Consider the following 25,701-nt stretch of genomic DNA (forward strand, 5'->3'; position numbering starts at 1 on the left):
TGTAGGCACAGGCAGGTAAGAGGAAGGTCGCGATGTTCTCGGTCCTCACCGACAACTGGCCGTTGTTCCGGGACGGCTTCTGGCTGACCATCAGGCTGTTCCTGGTGTCCGGCGTACTCAGCCTGATCATCGGCACCGTGCTCGGCGCGTTCCGCGTCTCCCCGGTGCCCGCGCTGCGCGGCTTCGGCACCGGCTACGTCAACATCCTGCGGAACACCCCGCTCACGCTGGTTTTCGCGTTCCTGTTCTTCGGCGCCGCCAAGATGGACCTCGCCCTGCCCAACCCGTTCTGGACCGCGGTCGGCGCGCTGACGATCTACACGTCGGCGTTCGTCTGCGAGGTGGTCCGGTCGGGCGTCAACACCATCGCTCCGGGCCAGTCCGAGGCGGCCCGCGCGGTCGGCATGTCGTTCTTCCAGGTGCTCACGATCGTGGTGCTGCCGCAGGCCTTCCGGGCGATCATCCCGCCGTTGATGAGTGTCCTGATCGCCTTGCTGAAGAACACCACGATCGCGGCCGGCTTCTCGGTGGTGGAGGCCGGCTCGATCCCGGCAGCGATGTCCGAGCGCGGTGAGAACCAGCTGGTCACGCTGCTGTGGATCACGATCGGATTCCTGATCCTCATCGTGCCGCTGATCTTCCTGCAACGGTGGGCCGAACGACGGACGGCGGTAGCCTGATGAGCGCAGTTCTGTACGAGACGCCCGGGCCGCGCGCGAAGCTGCGGAACCGGATCTCCAACGTCGTGGTCCTGCTGGTGCTGCTCGGCGCGATCGCCTGGCTGATCCACCGGATGTACGCGTTCGGTCAGTTCGAGGGACGGCTCTGGCGGCAGTTCCAGTACTCGTCGATCCAGCGGCAGATGCTGGAAGGCCTGCTGAACACACTCAAGGCGGCCGGTCTCGCAGCCGTGCTGGCGATGCTGTTCGGCGCGGTGTTCGCCGCGGCCCGGATCAGTGACCACAAGTGGGTGCGGACGCCGGCGACCCTGATCGTGGAACTGTTCCGCGCGGTCCCGCTGCTGATCCTGATGTTCTACTTCTACTTCGGCAACATCCAGTTCGGCCTCGGGCTGAGCCCGTTCTGGGCGGTCGTCTTCGGTCTGACCCTGTACAACGGGTCGGTCCTCGCGGAGATCTTCCGGGCCGGCATCGCCGCCGTACCGAAGGGTCAGCGCGAGGCGGCGTACGCGCTCGGTCTGCGGAAGAACCAGGTCGTCCGAATGGTGCTGCTGCCGCAGGCCATCAGCGCGATGCTGCCGGCGATCGTCAGCCAGTTGGTCGTCCTGCTGAAGGACACCGCGCTCGGCTTCATCATCACGTACGGCGAGTTGCTGTACGTCGCGAAGCAGATGGGCGGCCGGCTCACCTACGGGTTCCCGTACATCCCGACGTACATCGTGACCGCGGTCATCTACATCGGCCTGTGTTCGCTGCTGTCGCTGCTGGCCCGCTACCTGGAGGGCCGCTCGAGGCGGCGCCGCAAGATCACCGGCGCCCCGCCACCACTGCCGCTGGCCAATGACCCGAGCGAAGGAGCTCCGGTCTGACAATCGAGGGCCCCTCCGCGTGGAGGGGCCCTCGATTCTTGTTCAGCGCAGGGTGTTGAAGGAGTCGCGGATGATGTCGAGGGCTTCGGCGGCTTCTTCCTCGGTCAGGGTCATCGGGGGCGCCATGCGGAGGACGTTGCCGTAGAGGCCGCCCTTGCCGACCAGGAGGCCGCGGTTCTTGGTTTCCTGCTGGAGCTTGGCCGTCACCGCGGCGTCCGGGCTGTTGTCGTCCGGTTTGACCAGCTCGGCGGCGAGCATCAGACCCTTGCCGCGGACATCGCCGAGTTCGGGGAACTCGTCGGAGATGCCGCGCAGGCCGTCGACGAGTTGCGCTCCGCGCTTGGCCGCGTTCGCCTGCAGGTCCTTGTCGAGCAGGTAGTCGATCGTGGCCTTCGCCGCGCTGGTCGAGATCGGGTTGCCGCCGAACGTCGACAGGGAGTTCGCCTTGACGCTGTCCATCAGGTCGCCGCGCGCGACCACGCCGCCGATCGCGAATCCGTTGCCGAGACCCTTCGCGAACGTCATCGCGTCCGGTACGACGCCGTGCGCCTGGATGCCCCAGAAGTGGTCGCCGGTGCGGCCCCATCCGGTCTGCACCTCGTCCGAGATGAACAGGATCCCGTACTCGTCCAGGACCTCCTTGAACGCGGCGTACAGACCGTCCGGCGGTGACGAGAACCCGCCGACGCCCTGGATCGGCTCCGCGATCATGCAGGCGACGTCGCCGGCTGTCGTGGTCTCGATGACGTTGCGCAGGTCATCGGTGCAGACCTTGATGTACTCCGCGTCGGGCAGGTCGCGGAACGGGCTGCGGTAGCGGTACGCGCCCTGCACGTACTGCACGTTCACCGGCGACAGGCTGCTCGCGGACCAACCGCGGTTGCCGGTGATCGCAACGGTGCCGAACGCGCGGCCGTGGTACGAGTTGCGCATCGCCAGCACCTGGTTGGAGCGGCGGTTCTGGGTGGCGAGCAGGAGGGCCGTCTCGTTCGCCTCGGTGCCCGAGTTCGCGAAGAACACCTTCGCGTCCGGGATCCCGGACAGCTCGGCGATCTGCTCGGCCAGCTCGATCTGCTGGCGGATCAGGTACACCGTCGAGGTGTGCGCGATCCCCGACGCCAACTGCTCCCGCACCGCATCGGAGATCTCCGCGATGTCGTACCCGATCGCGTTGGTCAGGATGCCGGCGAAGAAGTCGAGGTACGTGTTCCCCTCACCGTCGGTGACCCGGCGGCCGGACCCCTGCACGATCTCGATCGGCTCCTCGTAGTACAACGCGAGCCAAGCCGGCATAACGGCCTTGTGACGCTCCCAGAGCTCCGCATGTGTCATGCCCTAAGCATTACCTCAGCCGATAGCAGGCGTCTATTAGTGTGCTCTCCGTGACAATGCCGAGCATTCCGCACGTGGACATCGAGTCGTTGGAGCAGTTCGACCGGCTGCTGGCAGCGGGGGCCACCGCGATGGCCGGGTGGCGGGTGCAGTCGGTGGATCTGACTGGCCGTACGGCGGAACTCCTCGGGCTGCAGCCGACCGGCTCGGTGTTCCTCGGCTGCGTGCTGGAGGACAAGGCCGACGCGTGGGTCCGGGACGGCGGCGGGCTGGTGTTCCCGGCGATCCCCGAGTTGCCGTTCGACGCGTACCGCGGGCGGCTGTACGACGCCGACGAGCTGTACGCCGGTCTCGAGAACGGGTACGACGCGACTCCGGACGCCCGGATTTACGCGTGGTCCCGTCAGCACGACGAGAAGGGCGATACGAGCCGTACGCTCGCCACCGCGCTCCACGACCACGCGATCGCGGATGCGTTGACAGAACTGCCCGACGACAAGCCGTGGGTCGGGGTGATGGGAGGTCACGGCGTACTGCGGGGCGACGGCAACTACCGCGCCGCCGTACTGCTCGGCCGTACGCTTGCCCGGCGCAACCACCTGGTCGTCACCGGCGGCGGGCCGGGCGCGATGGAGGCCGCCAACCTCGGTGCGTCACTGGCGTCGTACGACGATGCCGACGTCGACGTCGCGCTGACCGAGCTGGCCGCCGTACCGTCGTTCCGCCCGTCGATCGGCGCGTGGGCAGCGGCAGGGCTGGGCGTGCGGGCTCGGTTCCCCGGGAACGGCGGGGTGTCGATCCCGACGTGGTTCTACGGCCACGAGCCGCCCAACGTGTTCGCCGCCTCGATCGCAAAGTACTTCTCGAACGCCCAACGCGAAGACGTCCTCCTCGGCCGCGCCCGAGGCGGCATCATCTACCTCCCCGGCGCCGCCGGCACCGTCCAGGAGGTCTTCCAAGCGGTAACCCCCAACTACTACGGCGACGCAGCCACCCAGATCCCCCTCGTCCTCGTAGACGTGGAGCACTGGACCGTGAAGCTGCCGGTGTGGCCCCTCCTTCAGTCCCTGGCCACCAACCGCCCCATGACCCACTCGATCCACCTGGTCGACACCATCGACGAGGCAGCCTCGTTGGTCAGCTGAGCCTCTTCGTCAGCTTGACGTCCTCCTCCTCGAAGCCGAGCTGGTTGTAGAACGTACGGGCGTTGGTGTTGGCAGCGCCGGTGTCCAAGGTGATCGACCTCAGGCCCTGCTGCCTCGCGTGGTCGGTGACTGCTTCCATCAGCGCACGACCGATTCCACGGCCCTCGTAGGGTTGAGCGACCACCAACTCACCGACGTACAGCTCGCGGTCGCCGGACCAGTGGGCGCGTTGCTCGCCGGCGACGAAGCCTGTGATGTCGTCGCCGTCCTCGGCAACGAACACGAAGCGTCCGGGTTCCCCGGCACGGTGCAGGGCTTCCACTACCCATCCGATGACGGCTGCAAGCACACCCTCGGGTGAGCGCCAGGGCGCGACACCTTCGGTCAGGCGTGGGGCAAGGGCGAGGACGGCTGAGCGGTCTGCCTCTTCGTACCGGCGAATGTGCATGCCCTTAGTTTCGTCAGGCGACCCGGTATGGCTTGAACTGCATCTGCGGGTTGGCGTACGCGTCCTGTGATTCGACGAGCTGCAACTCGCGCTCTCCCGACTCGTGGGTGCGCGTGAGCAGGTCGAACACGCTCGAGGTCGTGCGCGCGAGCGCCTCCGCGAGATCACCCGCACGGCGGTAGTGCGCCGTGAAGAGCGCGGCCGTCACGTCACCCGAGCCGTTCGCCTTCATCGGGATGTACGGCGTCTGCACGAGCCACGCGCCGCTGTCGTCGACGGCCAGCATCTCGATCGTGCCGTCCTCGCGATCGGGACGCTCGACGCTGGTGACGAGCACCGTGCGCGGCCCGGTCGCGCGGACCAGCTCCACCGAGGCCAGCGTGGACTCGAGCGTGTCCGGCTCGGTGCCGGTCAGGAAACCCAGCTCGAACTGGTTGGGCGTGATGATGTCGGCTGCCGGAACCACCCGATCGCGCAGCAGCACCGGGATGGCGGGAGCGACGAAGCACCCGGACTTCGCGTTCCCCATCACCGGGTCGCAGGAGTACACCGCCGCGGGATTGGCCGCCTTCACCCGTTCGACCGTCTCGAGGATCACGTCGGCGATTCCCTCGCCACCCTGATAGCCCGAGAGCACCACGTCGATCTGCGGCAGGACCCCGCGGTCCTCGATCCCCAGCAGAACCTCTCGCACATCGTCCGGACTGATCATGGGACCACGCCACGCCCCGTAGCCGGTGTGGTTCGAGAAGTTCACCGTGTACACCGGCAGCACCTCCACACCGATGCGCTGAAGCGGAAACACAGCTGCCGAGTTACCCACATGCCCGAAGGCAACCGCCGACTGAATCGAGAGAATCTTCACCGCTCGATCATGCCCCACCGCGCCTTCGCCGACCGCCGCCACCCCAGCTCGTCTGCCCCTCAGGACCGCCGTAGACGCATGCTGCACAGTCTGTCGGTGGCGTGGTTTACGGTGCGCTGCATGGCGAATTTTGTGTTGGTGCCGGGGGCTTGGTTGGGGGCCTGGGCTTGGGATGACGTCGCGGGTGTGCTGCGGGACGAGGGGCATGACGTCTACCCAGTGACTCTGAGTGGGCTGGCCGAGCGGCGAGGACAGGACGCTGGGCAGCTGCAGCACGTCGAGGACATCGTGGCCGTGATCGAGGAGAACGATCTGCGGGAGGTTGTGCTTGCGGGGCACAGCTACGCCGGTGTCCCGGTGGGACAGGCGGCGGGACGGATCGGGGACCGGTTGCGGCGGGTGGTGTACGTCGACTCGAACATCCCGACCCACGGGAAGTCCTTCGTGGACGGCTGGTCCGAGGAGGGCCAGGCCTGGGTTCGGGACCAGTTGGAGCAGTCCGGCGGTTACTGGCCACCCTTGACCGCGGAGGACTACGTCGGCCAGGACCTCTCCGACGAGTCCGTCGCGTTGATCCTGGAGCGCGGTACGCCGCATCCCGGCCGCTCGATCACCGAGCCGGCTCAGCTGACCAGGCCGATCGGCGAGCTGCCCACGACGTACATCAAGTGCCTGATGGACGGCGCGACGCCCTCGTCCTCGGTGGCCGAGCAGCTCACTTCCCCGTCCTGGGAGCTGGTGGAACTGAACACCGGCCACTGGCCGATGTTCTCCCAGCCCGCGGCGCTCGCAAAGACCCTCACCGAGGTGAACGCTTAGCTGAGCCATCCCTCGGCGGTGTCGAGGAATGCGTCGACCTCCGCCACGTCGTACCCCTCGGTCAGCCGGACCGGCGTGAACTGGACATGCCGGATCTCGCGTACCGTCACCGGCCGCTTGACCGGTAGCCCGTTGACGGTTGCCATCAACCGGTCGATGAATTCGTCGACCTCGTACGGCGCGTAGCCTTCGCGCAACCGCACCGGCGTGAACAGCGGGGCCGTCCGCTCGCCGTTGACCGACCCCGACGGACGAGCCGCCGGGCGATCGGGCAGCCAGCGCTCGGCCTCGGTCAGGAAGTCGTCGACCTCGTCGGCCCGATAACCCGGGCCGAGCAACGGCGTACGGAAGGCAGCGTTGCGAAGGTCGTCCACGGTGACGTTCGGACCGACCGACCGGCGTTCGACCGTGGCGACGACGCGGTCGACGAACGCGTCGACCTCCCCGCGGTCGTAGCGGTCACCGAGCAGGCGCACGCTGAACGCGGGCTTCAGCATCAGGACTCGCTGGCGGCGAGCTGGCCGCAGGCGCCGTCGATCTCCTGACCGCGGGTGTCGCGGACCGTGACCGGGATCCCGCCGGCCTCGAGACGGCGGACGAACTCGCGCTCGTCGGCCGGGTCGGACGCGGTCCACTTCGAGCCCGGCGTCGGGTTCAGCGGGATCAGGTTGACGTGCACCCAGCCCCAGTCGCCGCGCGCGTTCAGCTTCTCGGCGAGCAGATCGGCCCGCCAGGCGTGGTCGTTGATGTCGCGGATCATCGCGTACTCGATCGAGACCCGCCGCTTCGTCTGCCGCGCGTACCCCCAGGCCGCGTCCAGCACCTCGTCGACCTTCCAGCGGTTGTTGATCGGCACCAGCTCGTCGCGCAGCTCGTCGTCCGGCGCGTGCAGCGACAGCGCGAGCGTGACCGGGATCCCCTCGGTCGCCAGCTGGTTGATCCGCGGCACCAGCCCGACCGTCGACACGGTCACACCGCGCGCCGAGATCCCGAGACCTTCCGGCGACGGATCCGTGAACCGCCGTACGGCGCCCATCACGGCCTTGTAGTTCGCCATCGGCTCGCCCATGCCCATGAACACGATGTTCGAGACGCGTCCCGGCCCGCCGGCGACCTCGCCGCGCGCGAGCGCCCGCGCACCGTCGACGACCTGCTCGACGATCTCCGCGGTCGTCATGTTGCGCGTCAGGCCGCCCTGACCGGTGGCGCAGAACGGGCACGCCATCCCGCAGCCGGCCTGGGACGACACGCACATCGTCACGCGGCCCGGGTACCGCATCAGGACCGACTCGACGAGCGAACCGTCGAGCAGCTTCCACAGCGTCTTGCGGGTCTCGCCGTTGTCGCACTCCAGGTCGCGAACCCGGGTGAGCAGCGGCGGCATCAGGTCGGCGACGAGCTTGTCGCGGGTCGCCGCCGGCAGGTCGGTCATCTCGGCCGGGTCGGACACCAGCCGGGAGAAGTAGTGGTTGGACAGCTGCTTGGCCCGGAACGCGGGCTCGCCCAGCGCCTCGACCGCCGTACGCCGTTCCTCCCCGGTGAGATCGGCCAGGTGCCGCGGCGGCTTCTTGGCACGGCGCGGCTCATCGAACACAAGGGGAAGGGAGGTAGACATAACCGACCTATTGTCGCCCGCCGGTACGGCGCTTCACAAATTCACATCCCCGGCGTGCTGCGGATCACTCTCCTTGCGGTCCGAGTGGCCGAGCTTGCGGTCCGGCGCGATCCGGTCACGGACCATCTGCTTCAGCAGCGGGATCTCGGCGAATCCACCCTCCGCCTTCCGCGACCACAACAGCTCCCCGTCGAGGCTGACGTCGAACACTCCCCCTGTCCCCGGGACGAGCGCCACCTCCCCCAGTTCCTTCGGGAACGTGGTCAGCAGCTCCTGAGCGGTCCACGCCGCGCGCATCAACCACCGGCACTGCGTGCAGTACTCGATCTCCAACCGCGGCGCTCGACTCACACGCACCAGTATCGCTGACCCGCCTCTCCCAACTTTGAGAAGCCACCGACCATTCTCGGGGCGGCGAAATGATCGGTGGCTTCTCAAAGTTGCTCAGGCCGAGTAGCCCTTGGGCGGGATGAGGGTGGCCAGTTGGTTGAAGGTGAGCCAGTACGTCGCCGTGGGGGCGAAGCCGGCCGGGTCGGCGATGAGGACGGTCTGGTCGCTGTCGTCGTACCCGATCACCGTGAAGTAGTGGTAGATCGTGTAGTTCGGGTAGCCCGGCGGGTGGTTGCCGGCCGGGGCGACGATGTTGGCGACGATCGGGTAGTTGTTGTCGATGTCCAGTACGACGTCCCGCCAGAGCAGATCGCGCTGCGCCTGGGTGGGCGGGTCGTTCGGCATCTCCTTGGTCTCGTACCAGCCGGTGCCGAGGTGGTTGTTGAGCACCCTGGTGACCTGGCCGATCCAGTCGGTGCCGTTGGTTGTGGTCGGCAACTCGTTGGCCAGTTGCTGCTGGCTCGGCGGCGAGATCCGCGCCGAAAGCGCGATCCGGGTTGCGGCCGGGCCGCACCAGTAGCCGGTCTGCTGGTACTGGAAGTCGATGTTCAGCGTCTTGACGGTCTGCGTCGAGTAGCCGAGCTTCGGGACCGGCTTGCTCGCCGCGACCGCTTCGGCCGAGACAGTCTGCGGTACGGCGCTGGCCGCGTTCAGCGGAAGCACCGCGGCCGCAATCAGGGCGAGACCGCTCAGAGCGGCCTTGAACTTCGTGGTGGGAATCATGTCAGCTCCTCACTGGACGACCGGGGCGGGTCATCCTTGTTTGATACTGACACGGCGCGTTGAGTCGTGGTGAAAAAATCACCACTGGTTTCCAGTTCAGTGGAAAGGGTCGATGATTTCGCGAACCAGCCAGCGCACGGCGCGTTCCGGGTACGGGCGGGGCAGCGAGAGCACGATGTGATCGAAGCCGAGTTCAACGGCTTTTCGTACGATCGCCCGGGTCTCGGCCGGGTCGTCGTACGAGACGATCTGCTGCAGCGAGCGGCTGATCGTCGACGGGTCCCGTCCGATCCGCTCGCATTCCGCGTCCAAACGGCGCACGCGATCGGCAATGGTGCCGAAGTCGACATGCGGCGGGCCGCTGATGTTCCAGGTGTCGGCGTACTCCGCGACGAGGCGCAGCATGCGGTTGCCCCAACCGCCGATCAGCAGCGGCGGGCCACCTTGTTGGACCGGCTTCGGCGCGTTGCGGGTCCGCTCCAGCATGTAATACCGGCCGTGGAAGTCGAACTCGTCCTCGGTCCACATCCGGCGCAGGATCTCGATCGTCTCGCGCAGCCGGTCGATGCCCTCCCCCGGAGGGACGAGCGTCAACCCGTAGGCGGCGTACTCCTCGATCGCGGGATTCGGGCCGGGGATGCCGCTCTGGCCGGCTGGTTGGTGGGTGCCTCCGGCGCCGAGGCCCATGATCAGCCGGCCGCCGGAGATCACGTCCAGCGTGCTGGCGATCTTGCCGAGGACGGCCGGCGGGCGGATCCGGTTGCTGGTGACGAGGAGGCCGAGGCGGAGTCGCGTGGTTTGCGCGGCGAGCGCGGTCAGCAGGGTCCAGCCCTCGAGTACGTCGCCGTCCTTCGGGCCGGCGAGCGGGAGGAAGTGGTCCCAGAGCCAGGCGTCGCGGATCTGCGGCACCTCGTCGGCCTCGAGCCAGACGCGGCGGATCTCGGCGTACGGGACATGCATCGGGGTGGTCTTCAGACCGAAGGTCGGTTCCATAATCGTCAGGATAGCTGATGATCAGCAATCCTGACGATCAGTTACCCGGTAGATTTGACGGTATGGCGTCCGACCGGCTGGGGTACCTGCTCAAACACGTCCTCGCGCAGCTCACCGAAGCGCAGACGTCAGCGTTGGCGCCGCACGGCCTGAACGGGCGTGATCTGGCGGTGCTGGCGGCGATCGTGTCCGGTGAACCGCTCTCGCAGCTCGAGGTCGCCGCGCGACTGCGGGTGGACCGGACGTCCATCGGCGATCTGCTGGACGGTCTCGAGGAACGTGGCTTCGTCGAACGCCGGCGCAGCCCGGAGGATCGGCGCCGGAACGTCGTCGTCCTGACGCCACTGGGCGAGTCCACATTCGAGACCGCGGAGCGAATCCGCTTGGAGGTGGAAGAGGAGTTCCTCGCTCCCCTCTCCTCCGCTGATCGTTTCCGCGACGACCTGCGGCTGCTGCTCGGGGAATGAGTGCTCTGGTGGGCAGGTTGGACTCTGCATGCTTTCCGTCCCGCTGTCAGTTCTAGACCGCTCCCGGACGCGTGTAGGCGAGACCGAGGCGGAGACGCTGCGCGCGACCGTGGAGCTGGCGCAGCGGGTGGAAGAGCTTGGCTACAAGCGTTTCTGGGTGTCGGAGCACCACAGCGTGCCAGGAGTGGTCGGCTCTGCGCCGACGGTACTGGCTGCGGCTGTTGCGGCTCGCACTGATCAGATCCGCGTCGGCACGGGCGGTGTGATGCTGCCGAACCACAAGCCACTGGTCGTGGCGGAGCAGTTCGGCGTACTGGAGTCGCTGTACCCGGGCCGGATCGACATGGGCCTGGGCCGCTCGGTCGGCTTCACCAACGGCGTACGGCGGGCGCTCGGTGTCGAGAAGGACGCAGCGGACGACTTCACCGCGCAGGTCCAGGAGCTCCTCGGGTATCTGGCCGGTACGTCGACCGACCAAGTTCATGCGCGACCGGGTGAGGGACTGCGCATCCCGCCGTTCGTTCTGGCTGTCGGCGAAGGCGCGACGATCGCGGCGTCGCTGGGGCTGCCCGTGGTGCTGGCTGCGCGCTCGGACTCGGCCGACCTGCTCAAGGAATATCGGAGCACATTCCGGCCGTCCGCGTGGGCGTCGGAGCCGTACGTCATCCTCGCTGTCACCGCTGCGGTAGCTGACTCCTCTGATGCAGCACGAGAGCTCTTGTTGCCGGAGGCATGGGCCAGTGCGTACTCACGTACGCGGGGCGTGTTCCCTCCGCTGCAGCCCGACGTACCGGAGGAAATGACCGCGCGCGAGCAGGAGTTCTTCGAGAACGCGCTCCGCGGTCAGATCTACGGCACGCCCGCCGACGTAGACGAGGCGCTCGACGACCTGGTACGCCGGACCGCTGCCGACGAACTGCTGATCACCACGAACACCTACGACCGCGCCGCACTCCTGGCCACCTACGCGGCGCTGGCGAAGCTCACCGGCTGATCCGGTCCTCGAGCCGCTTGCGCACGTCCGGCCACTCGTCTGCCAGGATCGAGAACACCACCGTGTCCCGGAACGAGCCGTCGGCCAACAGCATGTGCCGCCGCAGCACGCCCTCGCGGGTCGCCCCGAGCTTCGCGATCGCCGCCTGCGACCGGGTGTTCTTCGAGCCGGTCTGGATCTTCACGCGCCCGAATCCACACGTCTCGAAGGCATGCTCGAGCAGCAGGAGCTTCGTCGCCGGATTGACGGCCGTCCCCCAGACTGCCGGCGCGTAGCCGGTCCACCCGAGGTGGATCCGCTCGTTGACGACGTCGACGTCGCCGAGGCTCGACGTACCGACGACGGTGCCGTCGGCAACCAGGCGGACGACGTACGCGAACCGCTTGGCCGCGGCCGGGATCCACTGCGCGCGCATGTCCTCCGCACTGGTGGGCATCGCGGCGGGGCCGCCGCCGAAGCCGCCCGCGTACACCTGCTCGTTGGCGATCGCGGCGTACAGCTCGTCGATGTCGGACTCCTGCATCCGGTCCAGGCGTACGACGTCGCCGACCAGGGAGCGTCCGTCCGGTGCGACCGTCATGCCTTCACCAGCAGGTGCAGGAGGAGCCAGACGACCGGCGCGGTCGCGAGCAGCGAGTCCAGCCGGTCCATGACGCCGCCGTGGCCGGGCAGCAGATTCGACATGTCCTTGATCCCCAGGTCGCGCTTGATCATCGATTCTCCGAGGTCACCGACCGTCGCGGTCAGCACTGCGACCGCGCCGACGATCGCACCGACCCACCAGTGACCGTCCAGCAGGAAAACAACCGCGGCGATGCCGCCGCCGATGCACGCGAGCACCGAGCCGGTGAAACCCTCCCAGGACTTCTTCGGGCTGATCGTCGGCGCCATCGGGTGCTTGCCGAACAGCACACCGGCCGCGTAACCGCCGACGTCACTGGCGACGACGACCACGAAGAACGTGACCACCCGTCCGGGTCCGTCCGCCTCCGGCTGGACCAGCAGGATCGCGAACCCGGCCAGCAACGGTACGTAGCCGATCAGGAACACCCCGGCGGTCACGTCCCGGACGAACCCGACCGACCCACCCGGCATCCGCCAGAAGATCGTCCCGAGCACCGTGATCCCGAGCGCGACGAGCAGCGCCATCGGTCCACCGAAGTACGCCGCCACCAGCATCGCCGTCGTACCGGCGAACAGCGGGATCCGCGGGATGACCGCCCCGCCGGTGCGTAGCGCCTTGATCATCTCGTCGACGGCAACCAGCACGACGGCCAGCACCAGGACGGTGAACAGGACTTTCTGCCAGTACAGCGATCCGAGGATCAGCGCGCCGAGCCCGACCCCCACCGCGATCGCCGCGGGCAGATTGCGCCCGGCACGGCTCGGGCTGGGACTCGGCGCAGGCGTGCTGTCGACGCCCATCACACCTCGAGCAGTTCGGCTTCCTTGTGCTTGAGCAGGTCGTCGATGGAGTCGACGAACTTCTTCGTCAACCCGTCGAGCCGCTTCTCAGCACTCTTGCCCTCGTCCTCGCCGGCGTCCCCGTCCTTGACGGTCTTGTGCACCTGGTCCATGGCGTGCCGGCGGATGTTGCGGACCGAGACCTTGGCCTCCTCGGCCTTGGTCTTCGCGACCTTGATGTACTCCTTGCGGCGCTCCTCGGTCAACGCCGGCATCACGACCCGGATGATCGAGCCGTCGTTGCCCGGGTTCACACCCAGGTCCGAGTCGCGGATCGCCTTCTCGATCGCCGCCATCGCACCCTTGTCGTACGGCGAGATCAGCACGGTCCGGGGCTCCGGCACCTGGAACCCGGCCAGCTGCTGCAGCGGGGTCGGGCTGCCGTAGTAGTCGGCCAGAATGCCGGCGAACATCTGCGGGTGCGCCCGGCCGGTGCGGATCGCGGCGAAGTCGTCCTTCGCAACCTCCACGGCCTTCGACATCTTCTGCTCGGCATCGCGGAGAGCTTCGTCGATCACGACATTCCTCGCTTCCTCTGGGCCACCTCGGCGCGGCCACAACTTCTACCCTACGAACGCAGGTCTACCAGATAACGGACATCCACCCGTGTCCGACGATCCTAGTCGTACGGGCGGGGTACCGAGAACGCCGGGTACGCCGGGTTACTGCCCCCGGGAGACGACCGTGCCGATCTTCTCGCCGTGGATCACCCGGGCGATGTTGCCTTCCTCGAGACCGAAGATCACGATCGGCAGCGCGTTGTCGCGGGCCAGGCTGATCGCGGTCGCGTCGGCGACCCGGAGTCCGCGGGCCAGGAAGTCGTCGTACGACAGCTGGTCGAACTTCACCGCGTCCGGGTTCTTCTTCGGGTCGGAGTCGTAGACGCCGTCAACACCCTGCTTGCCCATCAGCAGCGCCTCGGCGCCGACCTCCAGCGCGCGCTGGGCTGCGACCGTGTCGGTGGAGAAGTACGGCATACCGGAGCCGGCGCCGAAGATGACCACGCGGCCCTTCTCCAGGTGCCGCTCGGCCTTGCGCGGGATGTACGGCTCGGCGACCTGGCCCATCGTGATCGCGGTCTGCACCCGCGTCTCGATGCCGAGCTTCTCCAGGAAGTCCTGCAGTGCCAGGCAGTTCATGACGGTGCCGAGCATGCCCATGTAGTCGGCCCGGTTCCGCTCCATGCCGCGCTGCTGGAGCTCGGCGCCACGGAAGAAGTTCCCGCCGCCGACCACGACGGCGACCTGCACGCCCACCCGCGCCACGTCCGCGATCTGCTTGGCGATCGAGTTCACCACGTCGGGGTCGACGCCGAGCTTGCCGCCGCCGAACACCTCCCCGGACAGTTTCAGCAGCACGCGGTGGTAGGCGGGCGAGGACGGCGAAGAGGCCGGACTCGTCTCGGTACCCAGGGTTTCCGTCACGATTCCGGCCTCCTCGTTCGTTGCCTTGTGCTTCGTTGCCTGTGCGCTCAGATCCTTCGCGGGATCAGGCGCCGACCTCGAAGCGGGCGAACCGCTTCACGGTGACACCGGCGGCGTCGAGCACGGCCTTCACGGTCTTCTTGTTCTCCGTGACCGACGGCTGCTCGAGCAGCACGACGTCCTTGAAGAAGCCGTTGACCCGGCCCTCGACGATCTTCGGCAGGGCGCCTTCCGGCTTGCCCTCCTCGCGCGCGGTGGCCTCGGCGATCCGCTTCTCGTTCTCGACCGTCTCGGCCGGGACCTCGTCGCGGGTGGTGTACAGCGGGCGCATCGCGGCGGCCTGCATGGCGGCGCCACGGGCAGCCTCCACGTCGTCGCCCTCGAACTCGACCAGTACGCCGACCTGGGCCGGCAGATCCGCGGCGCGCTTGTGCATGTACGCCGTGACCTTGCCGTCGAAGACGGCGACCCGGCCGAGCTCCAGCTTCTCGCCGATGACCGCGGCCAGCGCCTCGATGTTCTCGGCGACCGACTTGCCGTCGGTCAGCTTCTCGTTGAGCAGGCCCTCGACGTCGCCGACCTTGCTCGCCGAGGCGTGCGCGACGATGTCGGCGGCCAACTGCTGGAACTGCTCGTTCTTGGCGACGAAGTCGGTCTCGCAGTTCAGCTGGACCAGAGCGTTCTCCGCCGCGGCCACGAGGCCGTTGGTGGCGGACCGCTCGGCGCCGCGCTTGGCTGCCTTGGCCGCGCCGTGGATGCGCAGCTCCTCGATCGCCTTCTCGAAGTCGCCGTCGGTGGTCTCGAGCGCCTTCTTCGCGTCCATCATGCCCGCGCCGGTGGCGTCGCGGAGCTTCTTCACGTCAGCGGCGGTGTAGTTCGCCATTCCTCGATCTCTCGTCTTGTCGATGCGTCAGCTAGTGGGACTCGGGCGGTCCGCCGGCCCTTGACCGGGCGGTACCCGGTGACGGACCGGCGAATGCGGTCCGGCGACGGCCGCTCGGCGTGAACCGAGCGGCCCCGCAGGCAACTCAGGCCTCGTCGGACTTCTCGGAAGCCTCGGCCGGGTCGACCGGGACAACCGGGGTGTCGTCGGCCTTGGCGACGGTCTCCGCGACCGCACCGGACTCGGCGACCGGCGGCTGCTCGGCCACAGCGTCCGTGGCCTCCGCAGCGGCAACGGCCTCGGCGGTCTCCGTCGTGGCAGCCTCCGTCTTGGCAGCCTCCGTCTTGGCAGCTTCCGTCTTGGCAGTGCCGTTCTGGCTCTCCAGCAGCTCGCGCTCCCAGGCGGCCATCGGCTCTTCCTGGCCCAGCTCCTCGCCGGCGGCGGCGGAGCCCTGGCCGGAGCGGCCCATCAGGCCGTCGGCGACAGCGTCGGCGACGACCCGCGTGAGCAGGCCGACCGAGCGGATCGCGTCGTCGTTCCCCGGAATCGGGTAGTCGACCTCGTCCGGGTCGCAGTTGGTGTCCAGGATGCCGATGATCGGCAGCTTCAGCTTGCGCGCCTCGTCGACGGCGAGGTGCTCCTTCTTGGTGTCCACGATCCACACGGCGGCCGGAACCCGGGCCATGTCGCGGATACCGCCGAGGGTCTTGAGCAGCTTGTCGTGCTCGCGACGCTTCTGCAGCAGCTCCTTCTTGGTGACACCGGAGGCGGCGACGTCGTCGAAGTCGATGAGCTCGAGCTCCTTGAGCCGCTGCAGCCGCTTGTTCACCGTCTGGAAGTTGGTCAGCATGCCGCCCAGCCAGCGCTGGTTCACGTACGGCATCCCGACGCGGGTCGCCTGCTCGGCGATCGCTTCCTGGGCCTGCTTCTTGGTGCCGACGAACAGGATCGCCCCGCCCGACGCCACGGTGCTGCGCACGAACTCGTACGCGCGGTCGATGTAGGACAGCGACTGCTGCAGGTCGATGATGTAGATGCCGTTGCGCTCGGTGAGGATGTAGCGCTTCATCTTGGGGTTCCAGCGCCGGGTCTGGTGCCCGAAGTGCACGCCGCTCTCGAGCAGCTGCTTCATGGTCACGACGGCCACGAGGTCTCCTTATTGCGACCCGGATTGCTCCGGGTCTACTCGGTTGTCTCGCCACTGACCGGATGATCCGTGGCTCCTGATGCCCGTCGCGCGAATCCACCCGGATCGCTCCGGGACCGTCGGATTCGACGCTCTTGTGCGGGCATGCGTAGTCGCCCCACCTAGGTGTGGCGCCACCGGAAGTGTACGGGACCACCCACGCCCAACGCGAACCGGGTCAGGTTGTCCACAAATCCCGGATCGCCGGTCCGCAGCCACCCCGAAACCGGCATCTTCCCTGGCATGAACCTCGCCCTGCTCCCCCTCGCCGCCCCGCCCCCGCCACCCACACCCAGCCCACCTCCGCACGCCGTCGCGGCCTGGCCGCTCCAACCCCGCCCGGAGATCGTGCGCGGCTTCGAGCTACCCGCGAAACCCTGGCTCCCCGGCCATCGCGGGGTCGACCTCGCCGGCCGCCCCGGCCAACCCGTCCTCGCAGCCACCGCCGGCACGATCACGTACGCCGGTGCACTAGCCGGGCGCGGCGTCGTCACGATCGCCATCGGTCCTCGCCGTACGACGTACGAACCCGTCGTCCCCGCGGTGTCGGTCGGAGTCACCGTCAAGACCGGCACCGTCATCGGCCGCCTGTCCGCCGCGGGCTCGCACTGCGTGCCCAGATCCTGCCTGCACTGGGGCCTGCTCCAGGGCAAGCAGTACGTCAATCCCCTGACCCTGCTCCCCAACCGCCCCGTCCGCCTACTCCCGCTCGCCGAGAGACCGGCCCAACCGGCCGCGGCAGCGCCCCGCGCCGTCTCGCCTGCACCTGAAAGCCCACCGAACCACAACCAGCGCGCGGCCAAGCTCGTCATCGCCGCGGCCGCCGCCCTGGCACTCACCGCCGGCGTGCTGATCAGGCGCGGATGAACCTCACGCGTGCGGCAGGTTCAGCTGCCAGGACACCCCGTACCGGTCGTTGACCCACCCGAACTTCTTGCTGAACCCGTAGTCACCCAGCGGCATCAGCGCTCCCCCGCCCTCGACCAGCGCGCCGTACAGCCGGTCCAATTCCGCCTCGTCCGCACAGTCCACGAACAACGACATCGAAGGAGTGAAGGTGAAGCCATGATGCTGATAGCTGTCGCTGCACATGAACTGCTGCCCGGCCAACCGGAAGACGGCCACCATCACAGACCCTTCGGGCCCCGGCCCTTCGGCGCCGTACTTGACCATCGACACGATCTCCGCGTCCTCGAACAGCGACAGGTAGAAGGTCATCGCCTTCTCCGCGCCGCCCTCGAACATGAGGAACGTCTTGATCTGCTGCATCGCCCATCTCCTACAGTCGCGGCTTATATAAGCCACGACTGTAACATGCGGTCAGCTGCCGGGGACCCGGGCCTGCCAGGCGTCCTCGTCCTTCGAGCGGCGCTCGACGCCGGCCGGGAGCTTGTTCTTGGCGAGATCGATCAGCGTGGTGTTCTCGAGCACGTCCCGCAGGCTCGCCCGAGCGGCGATCCAGACCCGCTGCAGGACGACCGCGTGCTCGTTGTACGTGACGCTCTCCGGCCGGACGCCCGAGATGCTCACGATCGGGCCGTCGACCGCGCGCATCACGTCGGCGACGGAGATCTCGTTGGGGTCGACGGCCAGCCGCCAGCCGCCCGACTGCCCGCGCTGGCTGGACAGGACGCCGGCTCGCCGCAGATCGGCCAGGATGCCCTGCAAGAACCCGTGCGGGATGCCCTGCGCCCGACTCAGCTCCTCGGCCGACACCACCGCCGCATCGCCGGCCACCCACCGCTGGGTGATCTCGATCAGAGCTCGCAACGCATAGTCAGACTTCGCCGAAACCCGCATGTCCCGCAGTCTGCCGCATCCCGGCGCCCACGCGCCGCATCCCCGGGCCATGTCATGCCTGGGTCACGCCCTGGGGTGCGCCTGCTGATAGGCCTGGCGGAGACGATCCGTGGAGACGTGCGTGTAGATCTGGGTGGTCGCGAGCGACGCGTGCCCGAGGAGCTCCTGCACGCTGCGGAGGTCCGCGCCGCCCTCCAGCAAATGCGTGGCCGCCGTGTGGCGCAGACCGTGTGGCGCGAGATCCGGTGCGTCGACGACCGCGATCCGCTCGTGCACCATCCGCCGTACCGTCCGCTGATCGATCCGGCCGCCCCGCGCCCCGAGAAAGGCCGCCGGCCCGCTCCCCTCACGCGCCAGCTTCGGCCGGGCCTCGACCAGCCACCGTTCGAGCGCCTGCCCGGCCGGCACGCCGTACGGGACCGACCGCTCCTTCCGCCCTTTGCCGAAGACCCGCACGACGCGGCGCGAGTCGTCCACGTCGTCTACGTCGAGGGCACACAGCTCGCCGACGCGGATACCCGTTGCATAGAGCAACTCCATGATCGCGAGATCGCGCAGCCCGACGGGACTGCCGTCGTCCGCGGCAACCGCTGCAGCGTCGAGCACCGCGCGGGTATCAGCCTGACCGAGCACCCCAGGAAGAGTCTTGTGCGCCTTGGGACTGGCCAGCAACGCTCCAGGATCGGTACCGATCCGCCCGGTCCGCTGCGCCCAGGCCGTGAACACCCTTGCGGCCGTCGCCCGGCGAGCCATCGTGCTGCGGGATTTCCCGAGACTTTGCTGTTTCGCCAACCACGAGCGCAGGCTCCGGATATCCAACTGCCCGAGATCATCGTGACCAAGCCGAATCAAATGTTCGAGTAAATCCGCGACATCTCCGATGTAGGCTCTGACCGAGTGAGTGCTGAGGTCTCTTTCCGCCGTCAGATGCCTTTCGTAGTCAGCCAGTAACACAGCGAAACCCTCCGGCCAGGAACGGTTTCCGGTGACTTCGTCCGGCGTCATACCTCGACGATGCGTGAGGTGGCCCGGCATCGCAAGCCACCGCGCGGAGACCGACGAGAGGAGGGCTGGTCGATATCCCGACGGTCGACTACTGTTCGGCCCGATTGCCCTAGTAGCAACGGAGGCACCCCTGACCATGGCCCCCTCAGCGAACGGACAGACCGTAGGCCGGCGCCTGCCGGTCGAGTCGGCGTTCACTCGAGTCGAGGACGCGCGGCACCGTCTGCCGCGTTTGTTCGGTCGTCGCGACCTGGTTGTACTCGGCCTGGGCGTGATGATCGGCTCCGGCATTTTCAGCATCAGCGGCGTTCAGGCGGCAAATGTCGCCGGACCGGCAGTGATCCTGTCGTTCGTCATCGCCGCGATCGTCTGTCTGCTGGCCGCGGCCTGTTACGCCGAACTGTCGTCCACCATCCCGGTTTCCGGTAGCGCGTACACGTTCAGTTACGTCACCTTCGGCGAAGCGTGGGCGTGGCTGGTCGGCTGGGCGCTCGTGCTCGAACTCGTCACCGCGGCGGCGATCGTCGCCCGGGTCTGGTCGGCGTACTTCCTGGCCACGCTGGACGGCTTCGGAGTGACGCTGCCCGCCGGAGTGGCCCAGTTCTTCGGCCCCGAGGCCAAGTTGAACCTGGTGGCCCCGCTGCTGCTGCTGATCCTGACCGCGCTGATCGTGACCGGCACCAAGCTCTCCTCCCGCGTGCTGACCGTCGTCGTGATCGCGAAGGTCGCGGTGATCCTGCTGGTGGTGATCGTCGGCGCCGCGCACATCAACATGGACAACTACCACCCGTTCGTCCCGCCGGCCCGGGCCGCGCCCGCGACCGCGAGCCCGACGTTGCTGGGCTGGATCCTGGACTCGTCGTTCGGCTCGTTCGGGACGATGGGCATCTTCACGGCCGCGAGCACGATCGTGTTCGCCTACATCGGCTTCGACCTGATCGCGACCGCGTCCGAGGACGCCCGCAGCCCGCGCAAGACCGTCCCGCAGGGCATGCTGCTCGGCGTCGGCGCGGTGACGATTCTCTACATCGCGATGGCAGTCGTGCTGGTCGGCATGCGCCCGTACGGCCAACTGGGCGGCGGGGCACCGGTCTCCGAAGCGCTGGCCGCGGTCGGGGTCGGGTGGGCCGCGAAGGTGGTCAACCTCGGTGCTCTGCTCGCGTTGATGACGGTGATCATGGTGGTCCTCATCGCGCAGAGCCGGGTGCTGTTCAACATGGGCCGAGACGGCCTGCTCCCGAAGAGCCTCGGCCGCGTCAGCCGCGTGTACTCCTCCCCCGCCCGCGCCGCAGCCGCCGCGGGCGTCGCCGCCCTGGCCCTCACGCTCTACCCGAAGGTCCTGGAGCTCGAGGAACTGCTCGTCATCGGAGCCCTGTTCTGCTTCGCGTTCTGCGCGATCGGCGTCCTCACCCTGCGCCGCTCCGAGCCCAACCTGGAGCGCGGCTTCCGGGTGCCGATGGTCCCGCTGATCCCGCTGCTGTCACTGGCCGCCACGGTCTGGCTGATGCTCAACCTGAAGACGAGCACCTGGACCAAGTTCGGCATCTGGATGGTCATCGGTATCGCGATCTACGGCCTTTACGGCCGCTGGCACAGCCGCCTCGCCAACGAGGACAGCTGGGACTTCGACCTCGGCGACACCGACCCGGGCACCGGCGGCCTCCAAGCCATCCGTCCCGACCACGACCGCCCCACCGAACTCCGCGCCATCCGCACCCCACCCCCACAACAACCCCAAAAACCCACCCGCGGCAAACACATGCGCAGCTAGCAGGACTTCGTTCTCCCTGGGCCGCCTCGCGTGGCTCGGCAAGGTTGCGCTCGCGGGCACGTTCGCGGCGGCGCTAGGTGCGTTTGCTCGCACCCGCCGGCTGTCTGCGCCTGGGGCGGGGATAGCGCCCTGGACCAGGAAAGGCCACTGGTAGGAGTCAGCCGGGCCCCGAACGGCCGTCGTTCGGCGAGCCGACCAGGCCCTGCCGGCCGCTGACCTTTTACGTTTGTCAGATGAGCCGAATCTTCACCGCCACTTTCGCGTCTGTGTATCCGCTGTATGTGACCAAGGTCGAAAAGAAGGGACGCACCAAGGCCGAACTCGATCAGGTCATCGAGTGGCTGACCGGTTTCGGCCCGGCAGCGTTGAAGGATCACCTGGAGGCGGGCACGACCTTCGAGGACTTCTTCGCCGACGCAGAACTCAATCCACGCGCATCGTCGATCACCGGAGTCATCTGCGGCGTACGCGTCGAACACATCGAAGATCCCCTGATGCAGAAGATCCGCTATCTCGACAAACTGGTCGACGAACTGGCCAAGGGCAAGCCAATGGAAAAAATCCTGCGCCCGTAGCCGCACCGCCGGCCCCGCCACCTCATCGGCTCGTCAGATCGCCATCGACCGTTGCCGGCATGGGCTCCCAGACGAATCCGTCCGGGTCGACGAAGTTGCCCGCGTCCCCGCTCAGTGCGATCCGGTGCGACCCGTTGCCGTCGACCGGTACGCCGGCGTCCTTCGCCAGGGCCCTCCGCCCGTACAGTCCCAGCTTGATGGGCCCCGTGGTGGCGAACTCGACGTACTTGCGCCCGAAGCTCCTCGCCACGGCCAACCCGTGGTCCACGTAGAATTTCTTGCTCACGGCAACATCGGCGCAGCCGAGCAGCAGTACGACGGAGTCGATCGCTCGTGTCGCCGGACCGGTGTCCTTCTTCGCCGAGGTGGCCACCTTCCAGATCGTGCCGTCGGGCGACTCGACGACGCCGCCGTACCCCCAGAGCAACTTGGTCACCGGCTTCACCACCGTCGCACCGGCAGCCACCGCCGTCTCGAAGAGGCTGCTCACCGTACTCGGCTGGGCCACCGTCAACGACAACGTGAAGTCACGAAAACCAGTCGTTTCCGCGCTCGACTCACGCACCCTTACCTGCCCACTCAGCCCGAAGGCATCCGTGAGAAACCGCTCTGCCGACGAACGGTCAGCCACTTCCAGAACCACACTGTGAAGAGTTGTCATGTCTCCAACCTAGGTAGCCAGGCTGCGGCTTGCTTCTCGATTCCTGACCAACTCCGGACGGCTGAAGGTGGTTCGTTGTGTTGGGCCCGTGGTTGTCACGGGGACGGCGGAGGTGGGGTGGGTAGGCGCCAGCCGGTGGGGGTTTGGGTTATGAGGGTCAGGGCGGCGAGGGTTTGTAGGCATTGCTGGGTGGTGGGGACGTCGAGGCCCGCGGTGCTGGCTATGCGGTCGGTGGGGGCGGGGTTGTGGACCGGGACGGCGTCCAGGGTTCGTTGGAGGTCGGGGTCGAGGGTGTCGGTGAGCGTTGGGGCGACTCTCGGGGGTTGGGTGAGGTTCGTGCCGAAGGGGGAGATTGCCTCGATGATGTCGGCGACGTTGGTGGCCAGGACGGCGTTGCGTTCGCGGACGAGTAGGTGGCTGCCGGCGGACATGCGCGAGGTGATCGGGCCGGGGACGGCCAGGACGGGGCGGCCGCATTGCTCGGCCCAGCCGGCGGTGTTGAGGGCGCCGCTGCGTACTGCGGCTTCGATGACGACGGTGCCTTGGGTGATGGCGGCGATGAGTCGGTTGCGGGCGAGGAAGCGGAGCTTGGTCGGGGCACAGCCGGGTGGGAGTTCGGTGACGACCAGGCCGTCCTCGGCGATGCGGCTGAGCAGGGCGGAGTTGCGTTTCGGGTAGCTGACGTCGACGCCGCAGGCGAGGACTGCGATTGTCGTGCCGGCCGCTGCGAGGGCTCCGCGGTGTGCGGCCGCGTCGATGCCGTAGGCGCCTCCGGAGACGACCGTGAGGCCGTTGTCGGCGAGGCCGGAGGACAGTTCGGCGGATACGTGTTCGCCGTACGACGAGCAGGCGCGGGCGCCGACGATGGCGACGGCTCGGGTGAGGGCGTGGCGGAGGTTCGCGCGGCCACGGATCCAGAGGCCGAACGGTACGCCTGCTCGGCGGGTCAACTGACCTGCTTCGTCGAGGACTTCGACCTCAGCCGGCCATTCGTCGTCGCCGGGGATCACGAACCGGGCACCCGCGGCCGCGGCTCGCTCGAGATCTCGGTGTGGATCGGCTGTGGCGAGTCGCGTGGACCAGCGCTCCAAGCCGGAGGCGTTGTGCTGGAGGCGGTCCCAGATCTCCAACGGTGGAAGGCCTTCGAATGCCTCGAGAGCGGCGAGATCGCCCGGCTCGACCACCCGGGACAGACCGGCGCGGGCCAGACGCTCCTCATCTCCGTTGCCACCAGCAACCGACTCGAAGCCATCCGCTCCTCTCCCGGAGCCAGAACCCTCGGCTCCGACTCCCCCGGCTCCGGAAGTCCCAGCCCCGGGTCGCCCAGGCTCTCCTCCCCCGAGGCCAACCGCGGCGCGAACGGTTGCTGCACGGACGGCTGCTGTGGGGACAGCTGGTGCGACAGCGGCTGGCGCGAGGACGGGCGCTGCGGGGATGGGCGCTGCGGGGATGGGCGCTGCGGGGATGGGCGCTGCGGGGATGGGCGCTGCGGGGATGGGCGCTGCGGGGATGGGCGCTGCGGGGATGGGGGATGCGGAGGCGAGGACCGTGGGTCGGAGTGCTTGGTGGGTGGTCATTGGGTGGGTCCTTTGAGGGGGCGGAGGTCGGCTAGCTGGGTCAAGGGCTCGCCTGAGCGGAGTTGGAAGGCTTCGTGGGTTTGGTCGACGGTGGGGATGGCGGCGCCGGCTAGGTCGGTCAAGGTCCAGGCGAGGCGGACCACGCGGTCGAAGCCTCGGGCAGTAAGGCGGCCGGCGGAGTAGTGCTCTTCGAGGAGTTTTTGGCTGGCGTCGTCCAGCGGGTGCTCGCGACGCAGGACCGGGCCGGGGATCTCGCTGTTGAGGGTCCAGGCGCTATCGCGGTAGCGGTGCGCCTGGCGATCGCGGGCGGCCTGGACGCGGGCGGCGACGACGGCGGTCGACTCCACGGGTTGGCCGTCGGTGACGGTGCGGGCGGCCGGCAGGATCTGGCGCTGGATGTCGAGGCGGTCCTTGATCGGGCCGCTGATCCGCTGGCGGTACCGCGCCAGATGCTGTGGGGTGCAGCTGCAGATGCCTTGGTTGGTGCCGGACAGGCCGCAGGGACAAGGGTTGGCGGCGAGGACGAGCATGAAGCGGGCGGGGAACTTCGCAACGGCTGCGGCCCGGTGGACCTCGACGAAACCGGATTCGAGTGGCTGACGAAGGGTGTCGAGGGTCAGGGGATGCATTTCGGGCGCCTCGTCGATGAAGAGGATGCCGCGGTGCGCGCAGCTGATGGCGCCCGGTCTCGGCACGCCGGTGCCGCCGCCGACCAGGCTGGCCAGGGACGCTGTGTGGTGCGGCGCGATGAACGGCGGCCGGTGGACCAGCTCGGCGTCGTTGGTGAGCAGGCCGGCGAGTGAGTGCACGGCCGAGACCTCGAGGGAGTCGTCCGTGCTGAGGTCAGGCATCAGTCCGGCCAGGCGCTCGGCGAGCATGGTTTTGCCTGAGCCCGGTGGGCCGTGCAGGAACAGGTGGTGACCGCCGGCGGCTGCGGCCTCGATGGCGCGCCGACCCTCGCGTTGGCCGATGATGTCTTCGAGATCGACCTCCGGCAGCCGGATCAGCGACTCCGACACCAGGCGCGGCTCGGCGCGGGGTGGTGCTTCGTCGGGGATCTCGGTGCCGCGGAGCAGGGCGAGGACCTGGCGCAGCGAGCGAGCGCCGTACACCTCGATTCCGGGGACCAGGCGGGCCTCGCCGACGTTGAGGTCGGGGACGACGATGCGGTCGAAGCCGGCCCGGGACGCGGCCAGGGTCATCGCGAGTGCGCCGCGGACCTCGCGGATGCGGCCGTCGAGGCCCAGTTCGCCGATGATCGCCGTACGGCGGAGCGCGCCGGGATCGACTGCGCCGGCTGCCGTGAGGAGCGACAAAGCGATCGCGACGTCGTAGTGCGAGCCGGTTTTGGGGAGGGTGGCGGGTGACAGGCCGATCGTGACCTTGCGGTCGGGGAACCGCTCCCCGCTGTTCACCACGGCGGCGCGGACGCGGTCGCGGGCTTCGGACAGCGACGTGTCGGGAAGACCGATCAAGGTCGTCTTCGGCAGGCCCTGGGCGATGTCGGCCTCGACCTCGACCAGGTGGCCCTCCAGACCGACCAGGGCGACGGACCAGGTGTGTGCGAGGGCCATCAGATCGCACCTCGCACGTGGTCCACGGTCGGTGGCGTGTTGTGGTCGAACAGGACCGAGATGACGTCGATCCTGATCTCGGCCGGTCTGAGCTGATGGGTCTGCAGCCAGCGGCCGGCCAGCCTCCGGAGTGTGGCCAGCTTCCGATAGGTGATCGACTCCAGCGGGGAGCCGTAGTTCAGCCCGCGCCGGGTCTTCACCTCACAGACGACGAGTGTGTCGCCTTCGCGCGCGACGATGTCGATCTCGCCGAACTCGCAGCGCCAGTTGCGCTCGAGCACCGCGAAACCGTGGGTGCTGAGATACCTCGCGGCGAGATCCTCGCCGTACCGTCCGACGGTGTTCCTGGTCCGCATCGATGACCACCTCCGGCAGAGAAGATGCCGGGATCAGGCCTCGGAAACGGACCTCACCTTCGAACTGTGGACAACCGCCTGCCGG

30 protein-coding genes are annotated in these 25,701 nt (G+C 68.1%); 9 read left to right on the top strand and 21 right to left on the bottom strand.

Going from position 1 to position 25,701, the window contains the following annotated elements:
* The first annotated feature begins 32 nt into the window (after positions 1–32).
* Together EV137_RS36950 and EV137_RS36955 are read left to right on the top strand one after the other, a co-directional pair.
* Complete coding sequence (locus EV137_RS36950) at positions 33–680, top strand: amino acid ABC transporter permease (protein WP_134011343.1); 648 nt, start codon at positions 33–35, stop codon at positions 678–680.
* Positions 680–1,549, top strand: a complete 870-nt coding sequence (locus tag EV137_RS36955; protein WP_134011341.1) for an amino acid ABC transporter permease — start codon at positions 680–682, stop codon at positions 1,547–1,549. The genes EV137_RS36950 and EV137_RS36955 overlap by 1 nt, the downstream gene beginning before the upstream one ends.
* Before the next feature lie 42 nt (positions 1,550–1,591).
* Here the strand turns inward: EV137_RS36955 and EV137_RS36960 are convergent, their stop codons facing one another.
* Positions 1,592–2,881, bottom strand: coding sequence for an aspartate aminotransferase family protein (locus EV137_RS36960; protein WP_134132825.1), 1,290 nt, complete (start codon positions 2,879–2,881; stop codon positions 1,592–1,594).
* 56 nt (positions 2,882–2,937) lie between these two features.
* Here EV137_RS36960 and EV137_RS36965 point away from each other — a divergent pair, with 56 nt between their 5' ends.
* On the top strand, positions 2,938–4,026 hold the full coding sequence (locus tag EV137_RS36965) for an LOG family protein (protein ID WP_202871346.1): 1,089 nt from the start codon (positions 2,938–2,940) through the stop codon (positions 4,024–4,026).
* Here the strand turns inward: EV137_RS36965 and EV137_RS36970 are convergent.
* Positions 4,019–4,474, bottom strand: coding sequence for a GNAT family N-acetyltransferase (locus tag EV137_RS36970; protein WP_134132828.1), 456 nt, complete (start codon positions 4,472–4,474; stop codon positions 4,019–4,021). The genes EV137_RS36965 and EV137_RS36970 overlap by 8 nt on opposite strands.
* Before the next feature lie 13 nt (positions 4,475–4,487).
* The gene (pdxY, locus tag EV137_RS36975; protein ID WP_134132829.1) at positions 4,488–5,339 is read right to left on the bottom strand and encodes a pyridoxal kinase PdxY; all 852 of its coding nucleotides are present in this window, start codon (positions 5,337–5,339) and stop codon (positions 4,488–4,490) included.
* Positions 5,340–5,459: 120 nt separating this feature from the next.
* Between pdxY and EV137_RS36980 the strand changes: the two genes are divergently transcribed.
* Positions 5,460–6,158: an alpha/beta fold hydrolase gene (locus tag EV137_RS36980; RefSeq protein WP_134132831.1), complete on the top strand. Its 699-nt coding sequence runs from the start codon at positions 5,460–5,462 to the stop codon at positions 6,156–6,158.
* Here EV137_RS36980 and EV137_RS41885 read toward each other — a convergent pair.
* The 5 genes from EV137_RS41885 to EV137_RS37005 all read right to left on the bottom strand — a co-directional run bounded on the left by EV137_RS41885 (position 6,155) and on the right by EV137_RS37005 (position 9,879).
* On the bottom strand, positions 6,155–6,655 hold the full coding sequence (locus tag EV137_RS41885) for a DivIVA domain-containing protein (protein ID WP_134133239.1): 501 nt from the start codon (positions 6,653–6,655) through the stop codon (positions 6,155–6,157). The genes EV137_RS36980 and EV137_RS41885 overlap by 4 nt on opposite strands.
* Positions 6,655–7,773 carry a dual-specificity RNA methyltransferase RlmN gene (gene rlmN, locus EV137_RS36990; protein ID WP_134011327.1) on the bottom strand — a complete coding sequence of 373 codons (1,119 nt, stop codon included), beginning with the start codon at positions 7,771–7,773 and terminating at the stop codon, positions 6,655–6,657. The genes EV137_RS41885 and rlmN overlap by 1 nt, the downstream gene beginning before the upstream one ends.
* A gap of 33 nt (positions 7,774–7,806) precedes the next feature.
* Positions 7,807–8,124 carry an Rdx family protein gene (locus tag EV137_RS36995; protein ID WP_134132832.1) on the bottom strand — a complete coding sequence of 106 codons (318 nt, stop codon included), beginning with the start codon at positions 8,122–8,124 and terminating at the stop codon, positions 7,807–7,809.
* Positions 8,125–8,217: 93 nt separating this feature from the next.
* Positions 8,218–8,886 (bottom strand): C39 family peptidase, encoded by a 669-nt coding sequence (locus EV137_RS37000; RefSeq protein WP_134132833.1) that lies wholly within the window; start codon positions 8,884–8,886, stop codon positions 8,218–8,220.
* Between the two features lie 96 nt (positions 8,887–8,982).
* Complete coding sequence (locus EV137_RS37005) at positions 8,983–9,879, bottom strand: LLM class flavin-dependent oxidoreductase (protein WP_202871323.1); 897 nt, start codon at positions 9,877–9,879, stop codon at positions 8,983–8,985.
* Between the two features lie 62 nt (positions 9,880–9,941).
* Here EV137_RS37005 and EV137_RS37010 point away from each other — a divergent pair, with 62 nt between their 5' ends.
* Complete coding sequence (locus EV137_RS37010) at positions 9,942–10,346, top strand: MarR family winged helix-turn-helix transcriptional regulator (RefSeq protein ID WP_134011321.1); 405 nt, start codon at positions 9,942–9,944, stop codon at positions 10,344–10,346.
* Positions 10,347–10,374: 28 nt separating this feature from the next.
* The gene (locus EV137_RS37015) at positions 10,375–11,340 is read left to right on the top strand and encodes an LLM class flavin-dependent oxidoreductase (protein WP_134132835.1); all 966 of its coding nucleotides are present in this window, start codon (positions 10,375–10,377) and stop codon (positions 11,338–11,340) included.
* Here the strand turns inward: EV137_RS37015 and EV137_RS37020 are convergent.
* The 6 genes from EV137_RS37020 to rpsB form a co-directional block, all read right to left on the bottom strand.
* Positions 11,330–11,920, bottom strand: a complete 591-nt coding sequence (locus EV137_RS37020; RefSeq protein ID WP_134011317.1) for a GNAT family N-acetyltransferase — start codon at positions 11,918–11,920, stop codon at positions 11,330–11,332. The genes EV137_RS37015 and EV137_RS37020 overlap by 11 nt on opposite strands.
* Complete coding sequence (locus tag EV137_RS37025; protein WP_134011316.1) at positions 11,917–12,765, bottom strand: phosphatidate cytidylyltransferase; 849 nt, start codon at positions 12,763–12,765, stop codon at positions 11,917–11,919. Before EV137_RS37025 ends, EV137_RS37020 begins: the two co-directional genes overlap by 4 nt.
* Entirely contained in the window at positions 12,765–13,319 is a 555-nt protein-coding gene (gene frr / locus EV137_RS37030; RefSeq protein ID WP_202871347.1) for a ribosome recycling factor, read from the bottom strand. Before frr ends, EV137_RS37025 begins: the two co-directional genes overlap by 1 nt.
* 147 nt (positions 13,320–13,466) lie before the next feature.
* Positions 13,467–14,228 (bottom strand): UMP kinase, encoded by a 762-nt coding sequence (pyrH, locus tag EV137_RS37035; RefSeq protein ID WP_238175817.1) that lies wholly within the window; start codon positions 14,226–14,228, stop codon positions 13,467–13,469.
* Positions 14,229–14,292: 64 nt separating this feature from the next.
* Entirely contained in the window at positions 14,293–15,111 is an 819-nt protein-coding gene (tsf, locus tag EV137_RS37040) for a translation elongation factor Ts (RefSeq protein ID WP_134011312.1), read from the bottom strand.
* Positions 15,112–15,256: 145 nt separating this feature from the next.
* Positions 15,257–16,258, bottom strand: coding sequence for a 30S ribosomal protein S2 (gene rpsB, locus EV137_RS37045; protein ID WP_134132837.1), 1,002 nt, complete (start codon positions 16,256–16,258; stop codon positions 15,257–15,259).
* A gap of 282 nt (positions 16,259–16,540) precedes the next feature.
* On the opposite strand from rpsB, the gene EV137_RS37050 reads away from it, so the two are divergent.
* Entirely contained in the window at positions 16,541–17,164 is a 624-nt protein-coding gene (locus tag EV137_RS37050; RefSeq protein WP_134132839.1) for a M23 family metallopeptidase, read from the top strand.
* 3 nt (positions 17,165–17,167) lie between these two features.
* Here EV137_RS37050 and EV137_RS37055 read toward each other — a convergent pair whose 3' ends face one another.
* The 3 genes from EV137_RS37055 to EV137_RS37065 all read right to left on the bottom strand — a co-directional run bounded on the left by EV137_RS37055 (position 17,168) and on the right by EV137_RS37065 (position 19,102).
* Entirely contained in the window at positions 17,168–17,566 is a 399-nt protein-coding gene (locus tag EV137_RS37055; protein ID WP_134132840.1) for a VOC family protein, read from the bottom strand.
* Positions 17,567–17,617: 51 nt separating this feature from the next.
* Positions 17,618–18,097 carry an RrF2 family transcriptional regulator gene (locus EV137_RS37060; RefSeq protein ID WP_130387678.1) on the bottom strand — a complete coding sequence of 160 codons (480 nt, stop codon included), beginning with the start codon at positions 18,095–18,097 and terminating at the stop codon, positions 17,618–17,620.
* A gap of 63 nt (positions 18,098–18,160) precedes the next feature.
* Positions 18,161–19,102: a tyrosine recombinase XerC gene (locus EV137_RS37065; RefSeq protein WP_134011304.1), complete on the bottom strand. Its 942-nt coding sequence runs from the start codon at positions 19,100–19,102 to the stop codon at positions 18,161–18,163.
* Positions 19,103–19,238: 136 nt separating this feature from the next.
* Here EV137_RS37065 and EV137_RS37070 point away from each other — a divergent pair, with 136 nt between their 5' ends.
* Together EV137_RS37070 and EV137_RS37075 are read left to right on the top strand one after the other, a co-directional pair.
* The gene (locus EV137_RS37070; protein ID WP_134011302.1) at positions 19,239–20,873 is read left to right on the top strand and encodes an APC family permease; all 1,635 of its coding nucleotides are present in this window, start codon (positions 19,239–19,241) and stop codon (positions 20,871–20,873) included.
* Positions 20,874–21,106: 233 nt separating this feature from the next.
* Positions 21,107–21,448 carry a DUF2200 domain-containing protein gene (locus tag EV137_RS37075; RefSeq protein WP_134132841.1) on the top strand — a complete coding sequence of 114 codons (342 nt, stop codon included), beginning with the start codon at positions 21,107–21,109 and terminating at the stop codon, positions 21,446–21,448.
* A gap of 22 nt (positions 21,449–21,470) precedes the next feature.
* Here EV137_RS37075 and EV137_RS37080 read toward each other — a convergent pair whose 3' ends face one another.
* From EV137_RS37080 to EV137_RS37100, 4 genes are all read right to left on the bottom strand, one after another.
* Positions 21,471–22,013 carry a VOC family protein gene (locus tag EV137_RS37080; protein WP_238175818.1) on the bottom strand — a complete coding sequence of 181 codons (543 nt, stop codon included), beginning with the start codon at positions 22,011–22,013 and terminating at the stop codon, positions 21,471–21,473.
* Between the two features lie 191 nt (positions 22,014–22,204).
* Entirely contained in the window at positions 22,205–23,293 is a 1,089-nt protein-coding gene (dprA, locus tag EV137_RS37085) for a DNA-processing protein DprA (RefSeq protein ID WP_134132845.1), read from the bottom strand.
* Positions 23,294–23,682: 389 nt separating this feature from the next.
* On the bottom strand, positions 23,683–25,260 hold the full coding sequence (locus EV137_RS37095; RefSeq protein WP_134132848.1) for a YifB family Mg chelatase-like AAA ATPase: 1,578 nt from the start codon (positions 25,258–25,260) through the stop codon (positions 23,683–23,685).
* Positions 25,260–25,616 carry a YraN family protein gene (locus tag EV137_RS37100; protein WP_134011292.1) on the bottom strand — a complete coding sequence of 119 codons (357 nt, stop codon included), beginning with the start codon at positions 25,614–25,616 and terminating at the stop codon, positions 25,260–25,262. The genes EV137_RS37095 and EV137_RS37100 overlap by 1 nt, the downstream gene beginning before the upstream one ends.
* Positions 25,617–25,701: the final 85 nt, after the last annotated feature.

The organism is Kribbella pratensis (assembly GCF_004366075.1).
Classification (GTDB): domain Bacteria; phylum Actinomycetota; class Actinomycetes; order Propionibacteriales; family Kribbellaceae; genus Kribbella; species Kribbella pratensis.